Origin of the sequence: Leucobacter luti, from assembly GCF_050310065.1 — a bacterium.
GTDB classification, from domain to species: domain Bacteria; phylum Actinomycetota; class Actinomycetes; order Actinomycetales; family Microbacteriaceae; genus Leucobacter; species Leucobacter luti_B.
Genome location: NZ_CP190007.1, coordinates 876,605 through 892,365 on the forward strand (window position 1 = coordinate 876,605; position 15,761 = coordinate 892,365).

Below are 15,761 nucleotides of genomic sequence, written 5' to 3' on the forward strand. Positions count from 1 at the left end.
TACGTCGCGAAAATCGATGCGACCGGGAACGATGTTCCGGATCCCGCGACCCGGTCGCCCCGCTAGCCGCGCGGCGACTCGAGCGTGATGAGGGTCGCCTCGGGCCGGCACGCGAAGCGCACGGGCGCGTAGATCGAGTTGCCGAGGCCCGCGCTCACGTTGAGGAACGCCGCGCGGTGCGCGTCGTACCAGACGCTCAAGCCGCGGGCCTGCGCGGTCGGCAGGTCGCAGTTCGAGGTGAGGGCCCCAACGCCGGGAACACGCACCTGGCCGCCGTGGGTGTGGCCCGCGAGGATCAGATCCGCGCCGTCGTCGAGGAACTCGCCGAGCACCTGCTGGTAGGGGGCGTGCACGACGCCGATCCGGAGCCGCTCGTCGCTCGCTGCTTCGGCGCCGTCGCTGTCGTCCTCCGCCGTCAGCGCGGCGAGCTCGGAGCGCATGGCCTCGACATCGTCGTAGCGGATGTGCGGGTCGTTCAGCCCCAGGAGCTCGACGCTCGTTCCGCGCAGCTCGAGGCGGGCCGCCGAGTTGTTGAGGTTCACGCAGCCGATGGCCTCGAGCCCGGCGGTGAGCGCCGCGTTGTCGATGTCGGGCTCGCGGGTGCTCTTGCGACTCGGCTCGGCAAGGTACTTCAGCGGGTTCTTCAAGATCGGGCCGTAGTAATCGTTCGAGCCGTGCACGAACACGGTCGGGGCGGCGGCAGCGAGCGGCTCGAGGGCGCTCAGCAGCATCGGCCGGGCCTGTATGTGCCCCATCAGGTCGCCCGTGAGTACCACGAGGTCCGGCCGGAGTTCCGCGAGCGAGCGCACCCAGTTGACCTTGTTGGTCTGCCACGGCGCGAGGTGCAGGTCGGAGAGCTGCAGGATCCGGATCGGCGCCGCGCCCTCGGGGAGGAGCGGCAGCGTGTGGCGGCGGATCGTGAAGAGCCGACGCTCGATCACGGTGGACCAGGTGATGACGCCGGCCGCGGCGAGCCCGAGGGCTGCCGCGGCCGGGCGCGGTGATGCTACTGCCACGGGGTCAGCCTTCGCCCTTCCCGCAGTTGAGGGTCAGGGTGATCGTCGAGTTCGTCTTCGCCTCGGAACCGCTCTCCGGGCTGACCGAGACGACCTTGTCCTTCTTCGGGAAGGCCTTGTCGCCCGCGTCACAGGCGAAGTCGACGTTCGAGAACCCGGCGCCCGTCAGCGTCTTCCGCGCGGCCTCGCCGGTCGCGCCGATGAGCCCGTCGGGCACGGTGGCGCCCTCGCCGTTGCTTCGGTAGACCGTCACGGCCGATCCCAGGCCCGCGGAGGAGCCGCCAGCGGGATCCGTGCGCGCGACCATGCCCTTCGCCACCGCGGAGTCGACCTCGCCGCCGTCGGAGACGGAGAAGCCGAGGTTCGTGAGCGCCGCGGTCGCTTCCTCGAAGGACTTGCCCTTGAGGTCCGGCACGCCGACCATCGTCTGCTGGATCGCCGTGTTCGATGGCTCGCGGAAACGGTCGCCGCCGTACTTGGCGTCGGCGGTATTCATGAGCGCGGGCCAGATCGTCTGATCGGCGTACATGAGTCCGCCGAAGGGCTGCGTCGACACGCGGCTCCACCGGCCGTCGGCCATCTGCACCGGTCCGGCGTTGCCGACCCAGGTCGCGGTCGCGACGCGCGTGCTCGCGCCCGCGGTCCAGTTGTCGACGACGTCGTCGGTCGTACCGGTCTTCGCGAGATGGGGCACGCCCATGCTCGACTGCGCGTGGCGCGCGAGGCCGTTGTTTACGGTGTACTGGAGCGCGTAGGCCACGCCCGCGGCAACCTCGGGGGAGATTCCCTCGGAGCACTCGCTCTTCGTGAACGGTACCTGCGCCCCGTCGGAGTCGACGATGCTGTCGATCGGTACCGGCGTGCAGACCTTGCCGTCGCCTGCGAATGCCGCGTACGCGGTTGCGACCGAGATCGGCGCGATCTCGTCGATGCCGCCGTAGACGTTCGACGGCACCATCGTGAGGTCGGTCGTGCCGTAGTTCGGGAGATCCTCGTTCGTCGCGACGCTCGCCCGGTGCAGGCCGAGCTTCTTCGCCGTGTCGAAGGTGCCGCAGAGGTCCATCTTCTGCTGCATCGACACGAGGCCGCCGTTGACCGACTGCGCGATCGCCGTGAGCACGGGCTGGTTGCCCTTCGTGCCGAGGTTGTCGTTCGAGAAGGTGAAGCTGCCGAAGCCGTAGACGCCGTCGGGCATGCAGGACGCCTTGATCGAGCTCTCCTGCACGGTGCGGCCGTTGACGTTCACGATGTCGCGCACGGAGTGCCCGGTCTTGATCCACTCCGCAAGCGTGACCGGCTTGAACGTCGAACCGATCTGGAAGCCGCTCGAGCCGCCCATGTCGAAGTCGGTGTTGTAGTTCACCGTGGTGTACTCAGGGTGGTCCTTGAGGAAGTCCTCCGCGTTGTTGAACGGTTTGTTCTGGACCATCGCGAGCACTCTGCCGGTGCCCACCTCCACGCTCGACGAGGCGGAGCCGACGTCGATGCCAGGCATCGCCGCCGGGACCGTGTCGTGGGTCGCCTGGAGGCCTGCGGCCTGCATGTCGAGGTCGATCGTGGTGTAGATCGAGTAGCCGCCCCGGCTGAAGTTAAACTCCCGATCCGTCGGATTCTCACCGAAGTTCGGGTCGTTCTTGATGTAGCGCTGCACGAAGTCGCAGAAGTGGCCGAGGCCGTAGTTCGCCTCGGCGACGTTGCAGCCCGCGACGCGGGGGGTGATGGCCGGCGTGACCGGGGTCTCGACGGCCTCGTCGTGCTGGGCTTGCGTGATCTTCCCCGTGCGCAGCATCGAGCCGAGGATCTTGTCGCGGCGCTCCTTGTTCGCCGGGATGTTCTCCTCGACGTCGATCTGGAGCTTGCTCGGGTTGTTCACGATCGCGACGAGGCTCGCGGCCTCCGCGAGCGTGACGTCCTTCGCGGACTTGTTGTAGTAGTAGTGCGCGGCCGACTCGATGCCGTAGATCTGGCGGCCGTAGAGCGCGATGTTGAGGTAGCCCAGGAGGATGTCGTCCTTCGGGTACTTCTTCTCGACGCTGATCGCGAGCTTCATCTCCTTGAGCTTGCGGTCGACGTCCTGGCGCATGGCGTTCTCGTACGCCTTCTTCTGCTCTTCCTTATCCGGAATCGCGATCGCGTCCTGGATGAGCACGTTGCGCACGTACTGCATCGTGATCGTCGAGGCGCCGGAGAAACCGCTGCCCGTCGCGTTCTGCAGCACGGCGCGGCTGGTGGCGAGCATGTCGACGCCGCCGTGCGTGTAGAAGCGCGGATCCTCCTCCGCGACCGCCGCGTCCTTCACGAACTGGGAGACCTGATCCCAGCCGACGGTCTCGCGATCCTGGTCGTAGAACTCGGCGAGCTTCACGTAGTCCTCGCCCTGCTTCGCGTAGAGCGTCGAGGGCTCCGCGAGGCGGCCGGGGTTCAGGTGATTCGGGAGCTTCTGGAAGATGCCGATGGTCGAGCTCGTCGCCGTGCCGCTCAGGGCGACGACGGGGGTGACGGCTGCGGTGACGAGCACGCCGGCGATCACGCTCATGGCGAGCGCGCCGAGGATGCCTCCGAGGGCCCCTCCCGCGGTCCGCGGCTTGAACGAGCGCACGCGAGAAGACGCTGAAGTCTGACGGGTCATAGAATCAAGGGTAAGCGACTTTGCTGGCAATCAGCGACGCGCACGCTGTCAGTGCGCGCCAATGTCGCCCGCCATTCGGCCTGATACCGAGGAGATCAACACGTGAGCGATTCCGCCGAAGCCCCCCGCTGGGAATACTTCGTCACACCGCTGCTGCTCCATAACGAGGCGCAGATCCTGAATAACTGGGGCCAGCAGGGCTGGGAACTCGTGCAGATCATCGAGGGCCCTGCCGGTGGCAACGTCGCATATTTGAAGAGGAAGGCCTGACATGGCGTCAGTTATCGAGGATCGCCTGCGCGAGCTCGGATTCGAGATCCCCGAGGTGGCCGCAGCGGTCGCCGCGTACGTTCCCGCGCTCCGCGATGGGAACTACGTCTACACGGCGGGCCAGCTCCCGTTCGTCGACGGCAAGCTCCCCGCGACCGGCAAGGTCGGCGAGGGCGAGGGGCTCGTGTCTCCCGCGCAGGCTGAGGAGCTCGCGCAGCTGTGCGCGCTCAACGCGCTCGCGGCGGTGCGGGGCGTCATCGGCTCGCTCGACAAGATCTCCCAGGTGGTCAAGGTGACGGCGTTCGTCGCCTCCGACCCCTCGTTCACGGGCCAGCCCGGGGTCGCGAACGGCGCCTCCGTGTTCCTCGGCCGCGTGTTCGGCGACCTCGGGATCCACGTCCGCTCGGCGGTCGGCGTCTCGGTGCTGCCGCTCGACGCCCCCGTCGAGATCGAGTTCGTCTTCAAGATCGAGGGCTAAACAGCGGGGCCGCGTCGCGGGCCCCACACGCGCAGAGGGGGCCGGATCCGATCGGGATCCGGCCCCCTTCGCGTTGGGGCTCGAGCCTACTGCTTCTCGCCGCGCATGCGCGCCGAGATCGTCTGCATGACGGCGGTGTCGGCGAGCGTCGTCGTGTCGCCGATCTCCTTGCCCTCTGCGGCGTCCTTCAGGAGGCGGCGCATGATCTTGCCCGACCGGGTCTTCGGCAGTTCCGTGACGACGAAGACCTGGCGGGGCCGGGCGATCGCGCCGATCTGCTGGGCGACGTGCTTCTTGAGCTCGACCTCGGCCTCCTCCGCGGTCAGCAGCTTCTGCTGCGACTTCAGGATCACGAACGCCACGACGGCCTGGCCGGTCGTCTCGTCGTCCGCGCCGACCACGGCGGACTCAGCGACCGCGTGGTGCTCGACGAGCGCCGACTCGATCTCCGCGGTCGACAGGCGGTGACCCGACACGTTCATGACGTCGTCGACGCGGCCGAGCAGCCAGACGTCGCCGTCCTCGTCGACGCGCGCACCGTCGCCCGCAAAGTACATGTCGCCGAACTTCGCCCAGTAGGTGTCGATGAAGCGATCAGGGTCGCCCCAGATGTTGCGAACCATCGACGGCCACGGGTGCTGGATCGTGAGCAGGCCGCCATGGCCGCGATCCACGCGGTTGCCCGCCTCATCGACGACGTTCACTCGGATCCCGGGCTGCGCGGCCTGCGCACTGCCGGGCTTCAGGCTCGTGAGACCCGGGAGCGGCGAGATCATGATCGCCCCCGTCTCGGTCTGCCACCAGGTGTCGACGATGGGGGCGGATCCCGCGCCGATGACTTCGCGGTACCAGCGCCACGCCTCGGGGTTGATGGGCTCGCCCACGGAGCCGAGCACGCGGATTGACGAGAGGTCGTACTGCTCGGGGACCTGGCGGCCGACCTTCATGCAGGCGCGGATCGCAGTGGGCGCGGTGTAGAAGATGGAGACGCCGTACTTCTGGATGATGGACCACCAGCGGCCCCAGTCCGGGGTCTCGGGCGTGCCCTCGTAGATGACCTGCGTCGCCCCGTTCGCGAGCGGGCCGTAGACGACGTAACTGTGACCCGTGATCCAGCCGATGTCGGCCGTGCACCAGTAGACGTCGCTCTCCGGCTTCAGGTCGAAGACGTCGCTGTGGGTCGCCGCCGCCTGCGTCAGGTAGCCGCCGCTCGTGTGCAGGATCCCCTTCGGCCGCCCGGTGGTGCCGGAGGTGTAGAGGATGAACAGGGGGTTCTCCGCCGGGAAGCCCTTCGCCGTGTGATCGCCGTCGAACGCGGTGATCTCCTCGTGCCACCACAGGTCGCGGCCCGGCTGCATCTCGACGTCGTTCTCGCCGCGCTGCACCACGAGCACGCGCTCGACGGTCGAGCCGCCGCCGTGGAGGTTGAGCGCGTCGTCGACCGTGGGCTTGAGCGCCGAGACGCGGCCCTTGCGGTAGCCTCCGTCCGCGGTGATCACGAGCTCCGCCTTCGCGTCGTCGATCCGGGCGCGCAGGCTCTCCGCGCTGAAGCCGCCGAAGATGACCGAGTGGGCCGCCCCGAGCCGCACGACCGCGAGCATCGCGATCACGGCCTCGGGGATCATCGGCATGTAGATCGCGACGCGGTCGCCCGCCTCCACGCCGAGGCTCGTCAGCATGTTGGCCGCGCGCTTCACCTCGTGGGTGAGCTCCGCGTAGGTGATGGAGCGGGTGTCGCCCGGCTCGCCCTCGAAGTGGATCGCGACCCGGTCGCCGAGGCCCGCCGCGACGTGGCGGTCGAGGCAGTTCGCCGCGACGTTCAGCTCGCCGTCGGCGAACCACTTCGCGAACGGGGGATTGGACCAGTCGAGTGTCTCCGTGAACGGCTTGGTCCACTGGAGCTGCTGCGCGCGAGACGCCCAGTACGCTTCCGGATCCTCCGCAGCCCGCCAGTAGACGGACGGATCGTTCACATTCGCCTGCGCCCGAAACTCGTCGCTCGGCGGGTACGAGACCGGATCGCCGCCGGCCTGCAGAGGATGGCTTTCGATGGTTCCGCTGTGATCTGTCATGGACGCCCTTATCCGTTCGAGTGTGGTCGGTGCCGACTCGCGCCCCACGGCTGCTGCGCCGATGTGGGGGACACCGAGTGCTCTTCCAGGCTATACCTCCTGGTGCGAGCCGTCTTGGCGAGTTGCTCATCCCGTACCCTCCAAAGAGGAGGGTGGGGGTGAGGGCAGCCGTGTGATCGTGTCTCCTTCGGCGGGGATCTTCGCTCACAGGCGCGGCCGCTGGGCGCTGCGCGTGCAGTTTGTCCACAGATTCCGGATCCGGGGCCCGCGGTGCCCGCGGCGGCGCTGGGATGGACGCATGACTTCTCTCGCTGCGCTGAGTACTGGTGGTTCCGAGCCGCGCGCTTCGGGGTTGCCCGCTTCGGGGTTGCGCGCTTCGGGAGTGCGGGCTTCGGGGTTGCGCGATGCCGATCTGCGGGGCCCTGATGTGCGGGGCGACCCGCTGCGAGGGAGCGGGCTGGTTGCACTCGACCCGGCCCACGCGGATCCGGGCCGGGAACCGAGGTCGTCGCGGCTCGGGATCGCGGCGCGGCGCGCCCTCGGCGGGCTGCTCCCGCTGCTCGACGATCCGGTGCTCCGCGATCTGCACGTGCAGGTCCGGCAGGGGCGCGGCTCGCTCTGGGTGGATCGCGGCGGCGGGCTGTCGCGGGTCGAGGGTTGGAGCACGGGGGCCGAGGCGGTCGAGCGCTTCGCGCGCGACCTCATCGCGGCGGGCGGGCGCCACCTTGACGAGCTCGCCCCGGCGGCCGATGTCTCGCTGGGTGAGGGGATCCGCGTGCATGCTGTGCTGCCGCCCGTGGCCGCCTCGGGCGCGGCCGTCTCGATTCGGGTGCCGTCCCAGACGGTGCGCGGCTTCGAGGAGCTGGTCGCCGGCGGTCTGTGCTCGGCCGAGCAGGCCGAATGGCTCGCGGAGGCCGTGACGGGGCGCAAGAACATCCTGATCAGCGGCGGGACCGGATCCGGGAAGACGACGCTCCTCGCCGCCCTCCTCGATCTCGCCGGGGCGGGCGAGCGCATCGTGACGATCGAGGATGTCGCCGAGCTCCGGCTCGCGCACGAGAACGTCGTCGCCCTCGAATCGCGGCAGCCGAACGCCGACGGGATCGGCGGATTCGAACTGGACCGGCTGCTGCGCGAGGCGCTCAGGATGCGCCCGGACCGGATCGTGCTCGGGGAGTGCCGAGGAGCCGAGGTCGTGACCATGCTTGCCGCGCTGAACACGGGGCACGACGGTGGTGCCGGCACGATCCACGCGAGCGCCCTCGGCGAGGTGCCGACGCGCCTCGAGGCGCTCGGCGCCCTGGGGGGTCTCGCGCCCGTGGCGCTCGCGCGCCAGGCGGTGTCCGCCGTGCACGCGATCGTGCACCTCGAGAAGCGCGGCGGGGTGCACAGGGTCGCGGCGCTCGGCGCGCTCGGGCTCGATGAGCGCGGCATGCTCAGCGTCCAGGTCCTGCGCACGAAGGAGCCGGCTCGGGCGCAGCTTCTCCCGAGGAGGGGCTCCTCCGTGCGGCCCGACGGTGGTGCGAAGCGGAAGGTGGGCGGGCGCCCCGATCACGGTGCCGAACCGGGCGCGTGAGGGCGACGCGAGGCCGGGGCGGGCGAGGGCTGGAGGGCGTCGTCGCGCGTTTGCGCAGACTCTTCGGGCGGCCCGACGGACGAACGGGGCAGGGGGCCGGAGTGCTTGCGGTGCGCGCGGCGGCGCTCCTGCGCGGGGGCGTGTCGGTCAGGGACGTCTTCGCCGCGCTCGGCGGCGGCCCCGCTTCGGCAGAGCCGGGCGACGCTCTCCAGGCTGGCTCCGCCGAGACGCCGAGGGAGGTCGCCAGTCGGAGGGATGCCGACAGCCCGAGGGAGGCCGCGAGTCTGATCGGCGATGCGCTCGCCGCGGGTGAGCGCGCGGGGCCGGCCATCGCGTCGGTGGGCGGGCCGGACTGGCGGGTGCTCGCCGTAGCCTGGCGGCTCGCCGAGGAGAGCGGCTCACCGCTCGCTCCCGCGCTCGAGCGCATCGGGGAGGGGCTGCAGGAGCTCGAACGCCTGCGCATGCGGCGGGAGGTGTTGCTCGCGGGCCCTCGGGCGACCTCGCGGACGATCCTTGCGCTGCCGCCCGTCGCCGTCGCCGTGGGCTGGGGGCTCGGCTTCGACCCGTTTTCCGTGCTCTTCGGCCCGACGGGCGCGGTGCTGTTCCTGCTCGGGCTCGGGCTCCTGCTCGGCGGGATGCGGTGGTCGCAGCGTCTGCAGAGCGCCGTCGCCGGGAGCGACGTCGTCGAGGGCCTGGAGTTCGAGCTCACCTGGGTGGCGCTCGGCGGGGGAGCCGCGCCTCCCGCGGCCGTGAAACGGGTGGTGGATGCCGTGGACGACTTCGCGGCCGAGTGGGTTCAGTTCGACAGCTTCACGCGGGAGGCCCCGCTTGCGGCGGTGATCGACGCGGCGATGCGCTCGGGGATTCCGCTCCGCTCCCTCCTGCTGTCTGAAGCGACCCAGAAGCGTGCGGGCGTGCACTCGGAGCTCGAGCGGGACGCCGAACGGCTCGCGGTGCGGATCCTGCTGCCGCTCGGGGTGTGCGTGCTCCCGGCATTTCTCCTGCTCGGGGTGGTGCCCGTCGTGATCTCGATGTTCGGTGGTCTCTGAACGCGAACGTGGGGATCCGACCTGTGGATACGGCGGATCGCGAGTGTTCTCCACAGATACGAAGGGCCCCAGCACGCGGGCTGGGGAAGCCCGCGACCATAGGGGGACCGGCAGCCGCCGGGCCGTGCAGATCAACCGTTTACACACGAGGAGGACACCACATGACCCGCTTGGAGATCGTTGCGGACCAGGGGCGACGTCTGCGCACCGGCACGAATGCGGCGCAGCCGGAGGAGGCCGACACCGCGCCAGGCAGCCGGGGCTGGGCGGCGGAGAAGCCAAGATCAGTTGCGCGGCTGCGCGGGCGTGCTCGGAGCGCGTATGCGTGGCTGCTCTGGGCGCCGTCACGGACCGCGGCCGCCCTGCGCCGGCTTGGGGCGAGGGGGCGGAGGCGCATGCGCGCGCTCGGGAACGACGAAGCCGGCGCCGTAACGGCCGAGTATGCGATCGTTATCGAGTCCCAAAAACAGCATGGCTGGCGATGAACCCGGCCTGCCCATGCTGCCCGCTCACGATCATGCTGCCGTGCGCCGACTGGTGGGAGTGCCCCTACTGCGGTATCGCCCGCCTGCCCGATCCAGAGCATCCTGTGCGCGTCAGAGGTGGCGCCTAAGCTGACCCGCATGTCCATGCCGTGGCACCCGATGCACTCACTCCGTCCCGGCCCCAACCAGGAACGGCACATGTGGGACGGCCCCATCCGGGTCGCCATCATCCGTCCCGTCAGGATCACCCGGCTCGGGAAGCCCGCGACGACGTCGTGGCGATCCGTCACCGGCGACCACGACCCGCGCGAGCGGGAGCTCGTTGGCTACTTCGAAACGCTCGAGGACGCGGCCGTCGTGACCTGGCGGAACTGGTCGCAGCGGCACCTCCCCATCGAGGAGCGTTTTGGGGTGCAGTTACCACGATCTGCAGCTCGCTTTTCGCTATCTTTAGGTGACGGTCGTTGCTAGAACAGCGACCGTCAAGAGCTCGAGTAGAACACAGAGGTTTTCATGTCGGTCGTTGTTGGGGTGCTCTATTCCATCGGGTTTGGCCTAGTCGTCTTGAGCATCTTTGTGGCGTCCAAGGTCACGCCGAACGCCATTGGGAAGATGCAGCGAGAAATGAAAGAGCTTTGGGATTGGCGCCGCGAAGAGAAACGTCGGAGAGTGCAGGAAATTCGCGACCTACCACCCGACGAACAGGCTGGCCGACACTCCCAGATCGAACGTGACGTGGATGACGAGATTCGTGAGAGAGCAAGGGAGCTCGACGTCCCCATCACTATCGGGGCCGAGTTCGAATCCGACGGGAGCAAACTGCTCGCAAGCGCAATCCGGCATGTGGCAAGAGCGAATCGGCCGACAGCTTGGCTCGGTCTGACAGGCGGCTTCCTCTCGACAGTCGCGAGCGTCTGGTCGTTAGCCCTCTGAAATGCAAGAATCGCCCCCTCCCGGCCGAAGCCAGAAGGGGGCGAAACATCACTCGCGAGAACGCGCAACATAAGACGGTTCAGAACCGAACGGGGAATGCCGAGACAACCAGTCATTGACGATCGGGATCGCCATGATCCGGGTGACCGCCATCGCAACAGCAGTCAGGACCGCGGCCGCACCCAGCAGCCACAGCCGGATCCCATCTGGAAGGTGACCGCCGAGCTCGTCGACCACGATCTGCAGAATCTCGGGCAGCACCCCGACAAGGGCGATGACCGCGGGGATCGCGACCGCGAGCCCCGTACGCAAGGTCCGCTTGGCCGGATACTCCGGGGCGGGGACGATTGCATGTCGTGCCAATGTTCACCCCCTCTCCTACTTCGGTAGGCCCTCAGGCCACGGTGGTGGGGGCGGCGGCTTGCCATCCCAGATCCAGGAGCGCAGCTCGTGGGCGTGCGAACGGTAGCCGTCAGAGTAGAGCTCGAGCCGGTTCATGCGGGCATCCTGTGCGGTTGCGCGCTCGTCGGCGAGGCGGGCCCGCTCCTTCGTCTCCTCACGATGCCCGGCCAACTCCTCTTGGAGCTGGTCGATCATGAGGTGTTCCGACGACTTCTTCTGCGCGTGTGCCTGCACCTCGGTCGCTTCCTTCGAGGAGCGTCGGGTGAGCCACGCCCCGACCCAGGCGCCAGTGACGGTGAGAGCGACTCCGCCGAGCGCGAGGAGCGCGAGGAGGACCTCTTGCTTCACTCGCGACTCCTCTCGATGAGACAGTGGATCGCGATGGCGGCGCCCAAACAGGCGAGAGCGACACCGCAAGCAGCGAGCGTGAGAGCGGTGGCACCCATCGGACTACCTCTGCTGCATCTTCCGTGCGTCGCTGATGAGCTCCTGCAGTGTTTTCGGGGTCAGCCACACGACCGGGGTGCCGATCGCGGTGAGGTTCTTAAACTCCTCCTCGTTTGCGAGGATGACGAACCCGCCCGTCGGGCCGGCGTAGCAGCCGAACTTGCCGTGCTGGGTGGAGCGGTAGATGATTCCGCGCATGTCTTCTTCTCCTTCATCGTTGGTGGGGGTACCCCCCGCATGGTTAGCTTTCGCGTTTGCTTCGGCGATGATCGACGGCAGTTCTGCCATCACGTAAGGTCCGGGGCACGCGGTAGGCACCCAGTCCTGATGAACGCCGACGCCCGACGTCGGGGAACGGCGCACCGTACCCAACCCGTAACGTCGGTATACGTCAGCGATCAATGCGACTAGTGCTGCGCGGGCAGCATTCGAGATCGCCCACGACCCCGACCTGACCCCTTCGGGACTGTTCGAAATCTCGACCGTGATGTTGCGATGATCGGCCTGCGCACCATCCGGATACCCAGCAGCACCAGAGGTAAACGCGCGCCGCGTCTCATCAATGTTCGGGATGATCGTGCCGTCGTTCGCGATCCAGTAGTTCGCTGACACTTCACGTCCGGCAGCAGTCGCCTGCCCGTACGCGTCAACGCCTGCGTTGTGGTGCAGCCCTAGGCCGGTCACCCGTGCCTCGCGCGGCACTGAACGGCCAACGTCTGGGATGCGTCTACTCGTGTTTGCGAGTGGCGAGAAGCCCATGAGCCCTCCTTAAAATAGTTGAGCCCCTCACGGGGAAGGGCTTTCTGGACTGCTGGTTGTCGGCGGATCGAGCGGTGGAGGTTCCCCCCATGTCGCCGCGGGCAGCATGGCCTCGACGATTGCGATTTGCCGCTCGCGCGCGGCGTGCAGTTCACTGATCTGTGTCGTGAGATCCGCGACGACAGACTGCGCCTGCACGACGACGTTCGCGGCAGCGTTGAGTGGAATTGCCACGTCGGCCCCTTTCCTAGTAACGGATGATGTAGTTGACGGCGATATACGGCTGGAGGTTGTTGTGCGCCCCGCCGCCGCCCGTTTTGCCGGTCATCTGATTGGCGACAGTGCGCCCACCGTGCGGCGTACCGCCGGCGAGTGACGCCGTTCCCTGGTAGACCCACACGTCACCCGTGTTCAGCGTGCGGTGCTCGTGATTTGGCATCTCTGCGGTCGTGAGCGTGTGCGTTTTCGCGCCGCCCGTTTTGCCGAGCACATTGAACTCGGCATCAGCCGACAGGCCGACGCCGACGCGGCCGCGGTGATCGGGTAGGCGGAACGTCGTCGACCCGTCACCGGCCCCGAACGCTTCGCCGATCACAGCGAACAGGTCGGCATAGCCCGTGCGCGATACCTCGGATCCGTCGCAAATGAGCCACCCGCGCGGCGCGGTCGCCCCCGCGAACTCGAGCACGGCGCCAACCGGCGACGTGATCCCGCCGCGGTCGTTTATCTGCTCGGCGACGTCGAGCCCGCCGTATTCGTGGTATTTGCCGACCCCGACCCGGTTCCCCTTCATGTCGATCGTCACAACACCAGTCGGCACTGTCGTTTCCGCGACCGCGGTCGTTCCTGTGTTATCGGTGATCTCGACCCGAACGTCGTAGGACGACGTCGGCAGATAGACTCCACCGCCGCCGACGAGTACCGCGGCGTCGTAGGTGAGCCCCGGCGTGATCGTCTGCCGCGTCACCCATGCGCCCGTTCCCGTGCGCGTTTTCACGACAATCCGCATCGCGTTCTTTTCGGCACCGACGATCAGCGATTGCGCGGCCGATTCGAGATCCATGAGCAGATAAGTCCCGCCCTCGAGCGGCGCACCAGCCGAGTTCGCCCGCGACACCTTGAACCCAACGATCGTGGGCGGCGAGTACGGCAGCACGTCGAGCGGTGCGTCGAGCACGCCGACCCGGGCGCGGGTATCGACCGCCTCACCCTTTGCGGCGATCGTGCCCGCCCCGTCGACGGCGATAGCGGCGCCGTCCGGGAACACGGCCGTGCCGATCCGCACGCGTCGCGTCGTGATCGTCGACCCGTACACACCCGACGCGGCGATCGTGGCCCGCACCGCTGACAGCCCTTGCACGAACGCGCCAATCGCGGTCGCGATAGTCGAGTTCGTATCGGCCCACGTCACGGCGTTAACCTCGGGCACGACGTTTGCCGCGGCGTTTAGATCGAACCGCGCCGACTTCGTGCCGATCACGGTCGAGCCGCTCTTCGTCACGACTGTGATCGTGCCCGTGCCCGTCACGTCCTTCGGGATCACTTCGAGCAGCGATAACGGCGGCGTCCACGATGCCGACACCCCGGCGCCCGTCGCGATCGTGCCGCGAACCTCGCCGAATTGATAGGTGACGTCGTGAGTGAACGACGACGACGCGCGTAGCAGGCTGATCGTTTTCGCGGCGCCCGCGGTGAACGCACCCGACCAGCTTGGCGACGTCGCGCGCGGGATCGTCGGCGCTGTGATCGTGCCGCCCGCCCACTGATTGAACGAGATGATGCTCGTTGCGACAGCGTTCGTCGAGAAACTGACCGACAGTGTGCCGTCGGCGGCGTGCGACACGGTGCGCCAATACTCGACGACCGCGACCTCGCCGCCGTTCCCCACGGATCGGCTCGCGTTGTCGGCCGCGACTTGCCCGCCGTTCATCCACACCGACGCGTTGATCCACGCCCCGCTAAACCACCAGCCGGGCTCCGCCTCGATGTAGCTGAGCGTGCGGATCGTCGACGTGTTCGCGGCGACGTTCTGCGACATTACATCGACGTGTGTTCTCAGCCTGAAATGGTTTTGCCAGGGCGAATAGAACACGGCCATAGGTCACCCCTTCCCCGGCCGTCCGGCCGCTGTTAGATCGGTCTGACGATCGTTCGCCCGGCCGAATGTTTCTCGAACAGGTGAGCCCCGACCCGGGCACGGTTCACAACCGCCTCGTTGACGATCAATCGGCCCGCCTCCCAGCGCGACACTTCGACGCCGTTCTGCGCCAGCGCGGCATATCCCGGGTTCAGTCTGAGTTCCTGCGACCCGTCGGGCGTCGAAACGACAGCTCCCGTCGGCGTGACCTTGAACACGGCCTGATGATCGGTTAGCCGCTCGTTGGCTTGATCGGCGCGATTCTGTGCGACGAGCGCGGCACCCTCGGCGGCCTCCGCGTGTGCCTGCGCGGCGCTCGCTGTCAGGCCCGCGTTACTCGCGTCGGCGGCGGCCGTGTCAGCCTGCTCTTTCGCCTCCGCGATCGCCGTGTCCTGCGAGTCTTGCCGCCCGGCGATCAGCACGATCGCCTCGTTCGCCGACAGGTTCAGTGTTTGCCCGACGTTCGGTTTCAGCATGTCGGCCTCGATCACGCCCGCGCGCAGCAGGTTCAGCCACGCCTCGTTCGCCCAGATGCTCTCCGCGTCGAGGTCGTCGCCGCTGAGTGCAACGACCGTGATCGAGGCGGGCGCCGAGGTGCCGGTCGGGCGGCCGAGCTTGTCGACAGCTACAAGCCGCGCCGTCACGTCGGCCCCGGCCTTGCCCGGTACCGTCACACTCCCGGCTCCCTGCAGCGCGGCTCCCTGCGGCCGCCATGTCGAGCCGTCGGCCACCTCGACGCGCACAGCGAACGCGCCAGCGCTGCCCGGCACCGTATAGGTGCCGTCCCACGAGACGACGACGACACCGAACCCCGTTTTCATGGTCGGCGCCGACGGCGTGAGCGTCGACGCGGCGGGCGTTGCGGCCGTGACCGTGACGGGCTCCGACACGTCACCGACGACGCCAGCCGCCGAGCGCGCCCGAACCCGGTATGTGTGCGACGTGCCCGCCGCGGCGACGACGCTCGCGTGAGCATCCGACACCGTCGCGGCGATCGCGTCGCCGTCGAATACCTCATAGGCGACGCCCGGCAGCGGATCCCCGTCGACGTCGGCGCCGACCGGATCCCACTCGAGTGCGATCGCCGCTTCGGCCGTTACGCCCCACTGCCCGACGTTGCCCGCCAGCGCGAGCCCCGTGACGCGGGCAGGAACCCGCGCCGCCCCGGCCGCCTCGTCTTTCGCCTGTTGCGCGAGCTCCCATGCAACGAACCCCGCTTCGACCCCGGCATCCGTTCCGACCTGCGTCACGTCGTGCCCGTCGGGCTGATGCGTCGCATCGACGGCGTTCCCGTCGACGAGATCCGACACCCGATCGACGACGCCCGCCTGTACGGTGCCGAGTTCCTGCGCGTCGCGGGCCTGCTCGACACTCTCGTCGATCCCAACGTCGGTGCCGTCGGCGAGCGTCACCGACGTGTGCGGCAGCTGTGCGGTCCTGTGCCCTGCTGTCACGCTGCGCTCGAGGCCGACGATCCGCCGCGCTATCTCACTGATTGGATCCATGAG

General features: G+C 68.3%; 16 protein-coding genes. 7 read left to right on the forward strand and 9 right to left on the reverse strand.

Features of this window, described 5'->3' with window-relative positions; all coding sequences use genetic code 11:
• Positions 1–62 precede the first annotated feature (62 nt).
• Together ACOPJ3_RS03885 and ACOPJ3_RS03890 are read right to left on the reverse strand one after the other, a co-directional pair.
• Complete coding sequence (locus ACOPJ3_RS03885) at positions 63–1,016, reverse strand: metallophosphoesterase (protein ID WP_427870520.1); 954 nt, start codon at positions 1,014–1,016, stop codon at positions 63–65.
• Between the two features lie 4 nt (positions 1,017–1,020).
• Entirely contained in the window at positions 1,021–3,645 is a 2,625-nt protein-coding gene (locus ACOPJ3_RS03890; RefSeq protein WP_427870521.1) for a transglycosylase domain-containing protein, read from the reverse strand.
• Positions 3,646–3,747: 102 nt separating this feature from the next.
• Here ACOPJ3_RS03890 and ACOPJ3_RS03895 point away from each other — a divergent pair, with 102 nt between their 5' ends.
• Positions 3,748–3,915 (forward strand): DUF4177 domain-containing protein, encoded by a 168-nt coding sequence (locus ACOPJ3_RS03895; RefSeq protein WP_427870522.1) that lies wholly within the window; start codon positions 3,748–3,750, stop codon positions 3,913–3,915.
• Between the two features lies 1 nt (position 3,916).
• A complete protein-coding gene (locus ACOPJ3_RS03900; protein ID WP_427870523.1) occupies positions 3,917–4,393 on the forward strand; it encodes a RidA family protein in 477 nt (158 codons plus the stop codon).
• A gap of 86 nt (positions 4,394–4,479) precedes the next feature.
• Here the strand turns inward: ACOPJ3_RS03900 and acs are convergent, their stop codons facing one another.
• Positions 4,480–6,465, reverse strand: coding sequence for an acetate--CoA ligase (acs, locus tag ACOPJ3_RS03905; RefSeq protein WP_427870524.1), 1,986 nt, complete (start codon positions 6,463–6,465; stop codon positions 4,480–4,482).
• A gap of 397 nt (positions 6,466–6,862) precedes the next feature.
• On the opposite strand from acs, the gene ACOPJ3_RS03910 reads away from it, so the two are divergent.
• The 5 genes from ACOPJ3_RS03910 (at position 6,863) to ACOPJ3_RS03930 (ending at position 10,508) form a co-directional block, all read left to right on the forward strand.
• Positions 6,863–8,041, forward strand: coding sequence for a CpaF family protein (locus ACOPJ3_RS03910; RefSeq protein ID WP_427870525.1), 1,179 nt, complete (start codon positions 6,863–6,865; stop codon positions 8,039–8,041).
• Between the two features lie 101 nt (positions 8,042–8,142).
• Positions 8,143–9,090, forward strand: coding sequence for a type II secretion system F family protein (locus tag ACOPJ3_RS03915; RefSeq protein ID WP_427870526.1), 948 nt, complete (start codon positions 8,143–8,145; stop codon positions 9,088–9,090).
• A gap of 161 nt (positions 9,091–9,251) precedes the next feature.
• Entirely contained in the window at positions 9,252–9,575 is a 324-nt protein-coding gene (locus ACOPJ3_RS03920; protein WP_427870527.1) for a hypothetical protein, read from the forward strand.
• A 138-nt stretch (positions 9,576–9,713) separates the two neighbouring features.
• Positions 9,714–10,046 (forward strand): hypothetical protein, encoded by a 333-nt coding sequence (locus ACOPJ3_RS03925; RefSeq protein ID WP_427870528.1) that lies wholly within the window; start codon positions 9,714–9,716, stop codon positions 10,044–10,046.
• Between the two features lie 42 nt (positions 10,047–10,088).
• Positions 10,089–10,508, forward strand: coding sequence for a hypothetical protein (locus ACOPJ3_RS03930; RefSeq protein WP_427870529.1), 420 nt, complete (start codon positions 10,089–10,091; stop codon positions 10,506–10,508).
• Positions 10,509–10,556: 48 nt separating this feature from the next.
• Here the strand turns inward: ACOPJ3_RS03930 and ACOPJ3_RS03935 are convergent, their stop codons facing one another.
• From ACOPJ3_RS03935 to ACOPJ3_RS03960, 6 genes are all read right to left on the reverse strand, one after another.
• A complete protein-coding gene (locus tag ACOPJ3_RS03935) occupies positions 10,557–10,871 on the reverse strand; it encodes a hypothetical protein (RefSeq protein ID WP_427870530.1) in 315 nt (104 codons plus the stop codon).
• A gap of 15 nt (positions 10,872–10,886) precedes the next feature.
• Entirely contained in the window at positions 10,887–11,258 is a 372-nt protein-coding gene (locus ACOPJ3_RS03940) for a hypothetical protein (RefSeq protein ID WP_427870531.1), read from the reverse strand.
• A gap of 102 nt (positions 11,259–11,360) precedes the next feature.
• A complete protein-coding gene (locus tag ACOPJ3_RS03945) occupies positions 11,361–12,116 on the reverse strand; it encodes a peptidoglycan recognition protein family protein (RefSeq protein WP_427870532.1) in 756 nt (251 codons plus the stop codon).
• 27 nt (positions 12,117–12,143) lie between these two features.
• Positions 12,144–12,350 (reverse strand): hypothetical protein, encoded by a 207-nt coding sequence (locus ACOPJ3_RS03950; RefSeq protein ID WP_427870533.1) that lies wholly within the window; start codon positions 12,348–12,350, stop codon positions 12,144–12,146.
• 13 nt (positions 12,351–12,363) lie between these two features.
• Positions 12,364–14,214: a DUF859 family phage minor structural protein gene (locus tag ACOPJ3_RS03955; RefSeq protein ID WP_427870534.1), complete on the reverse strand. Its 1,851-nt coding sequence runs from the start codon at positions 14,212–14,214 to the stop codon at positions 12,364–12,366.
• A 32-nt stretch (positions 14,215–14,246) separates the two neighbouring features.
• Positions 14,247–15,758, reverse strand: coding sequence for a hypothetical protein (locus ACOPJ3_RS03960; protein WP_427870535.1), 1,512 nt, complete (start codon positions 15,756–15,758; stop codon positions 14,247–14,249).
• Between the last annotated feature and the right edge of the window lie 3 nt (positions 15,759–15,761).

Excerpts from the sequence above, each read along its gene's own strand:
- ACOPJ3_RS03890 (WP_427870521.1), bottom strand. The coding sequence starts at position 3,645 with ATGACCCGTCAGACTTCAGCGTCTTCTCGCGTGCGCTCGTTCAAGCCG.
- ACOPJ3_RS03900 (WP_427870523.1), top strand. The coding sequence starts at position 3,917 with ATGGCGTCAGTTATCGAGGATCGCCTGCGCGAGCTCGGATTCGAGATC.
- acs (WP_427870524.1), bottom strand. The coding sequence starts at position 6,465 with ATGACAGATCACAGCGGAACCATCGAAAGCCATCCTCTGCAGGCCGGC.
- ACOPJ3_RS03920 (WP_427870527.1), top strand. The coding sequence starts at position 9,252 with ATGACCCGCTTGGAGATCGTTGCGGACCAGGGGCGACGTCTGCGCACC.
- ACOPJ3_RS03925 (WP_427870528.1), top strand. The coding sequence starts at position 9,714 with ATGTCCATGCCGTGGCACCCGATGCACTCACTCCGTCCCGGCCCCAAC.
- ACOPJ3_RS03930 (WP_427870529.1), top strand. The coding sequence starts at position 10,089 with ATGTCGGTCGTTGTTGGGGTGCTCTATTCCATCGGGTTTGGCCTAGTC.
- ACOPJ3_RS03945 (WP_427870532.1), bottom strand. The coding sequence starts at position 12,116 with ATGGGCTTCTCGCCACTCGCAAACACGAGTAGACGCATCCCAGACGTT.
- ACOPJ3_RS03955 (WP_427870534.1), bottom strand. The coding sequence starts at position 14,214 with ATGGCCGTGTTCTATTCGCCCTGGCAAAACCATTTCAGGCTGAGAACA.
- ACOPJ3_RS03960 (WP_427870535.1), bottom strand. The coding sequence starts at position 15,758 with ATGGATCCAATCAGTGAGATAGCGCGGCGGATCGTCGGCCTCGAGCGC.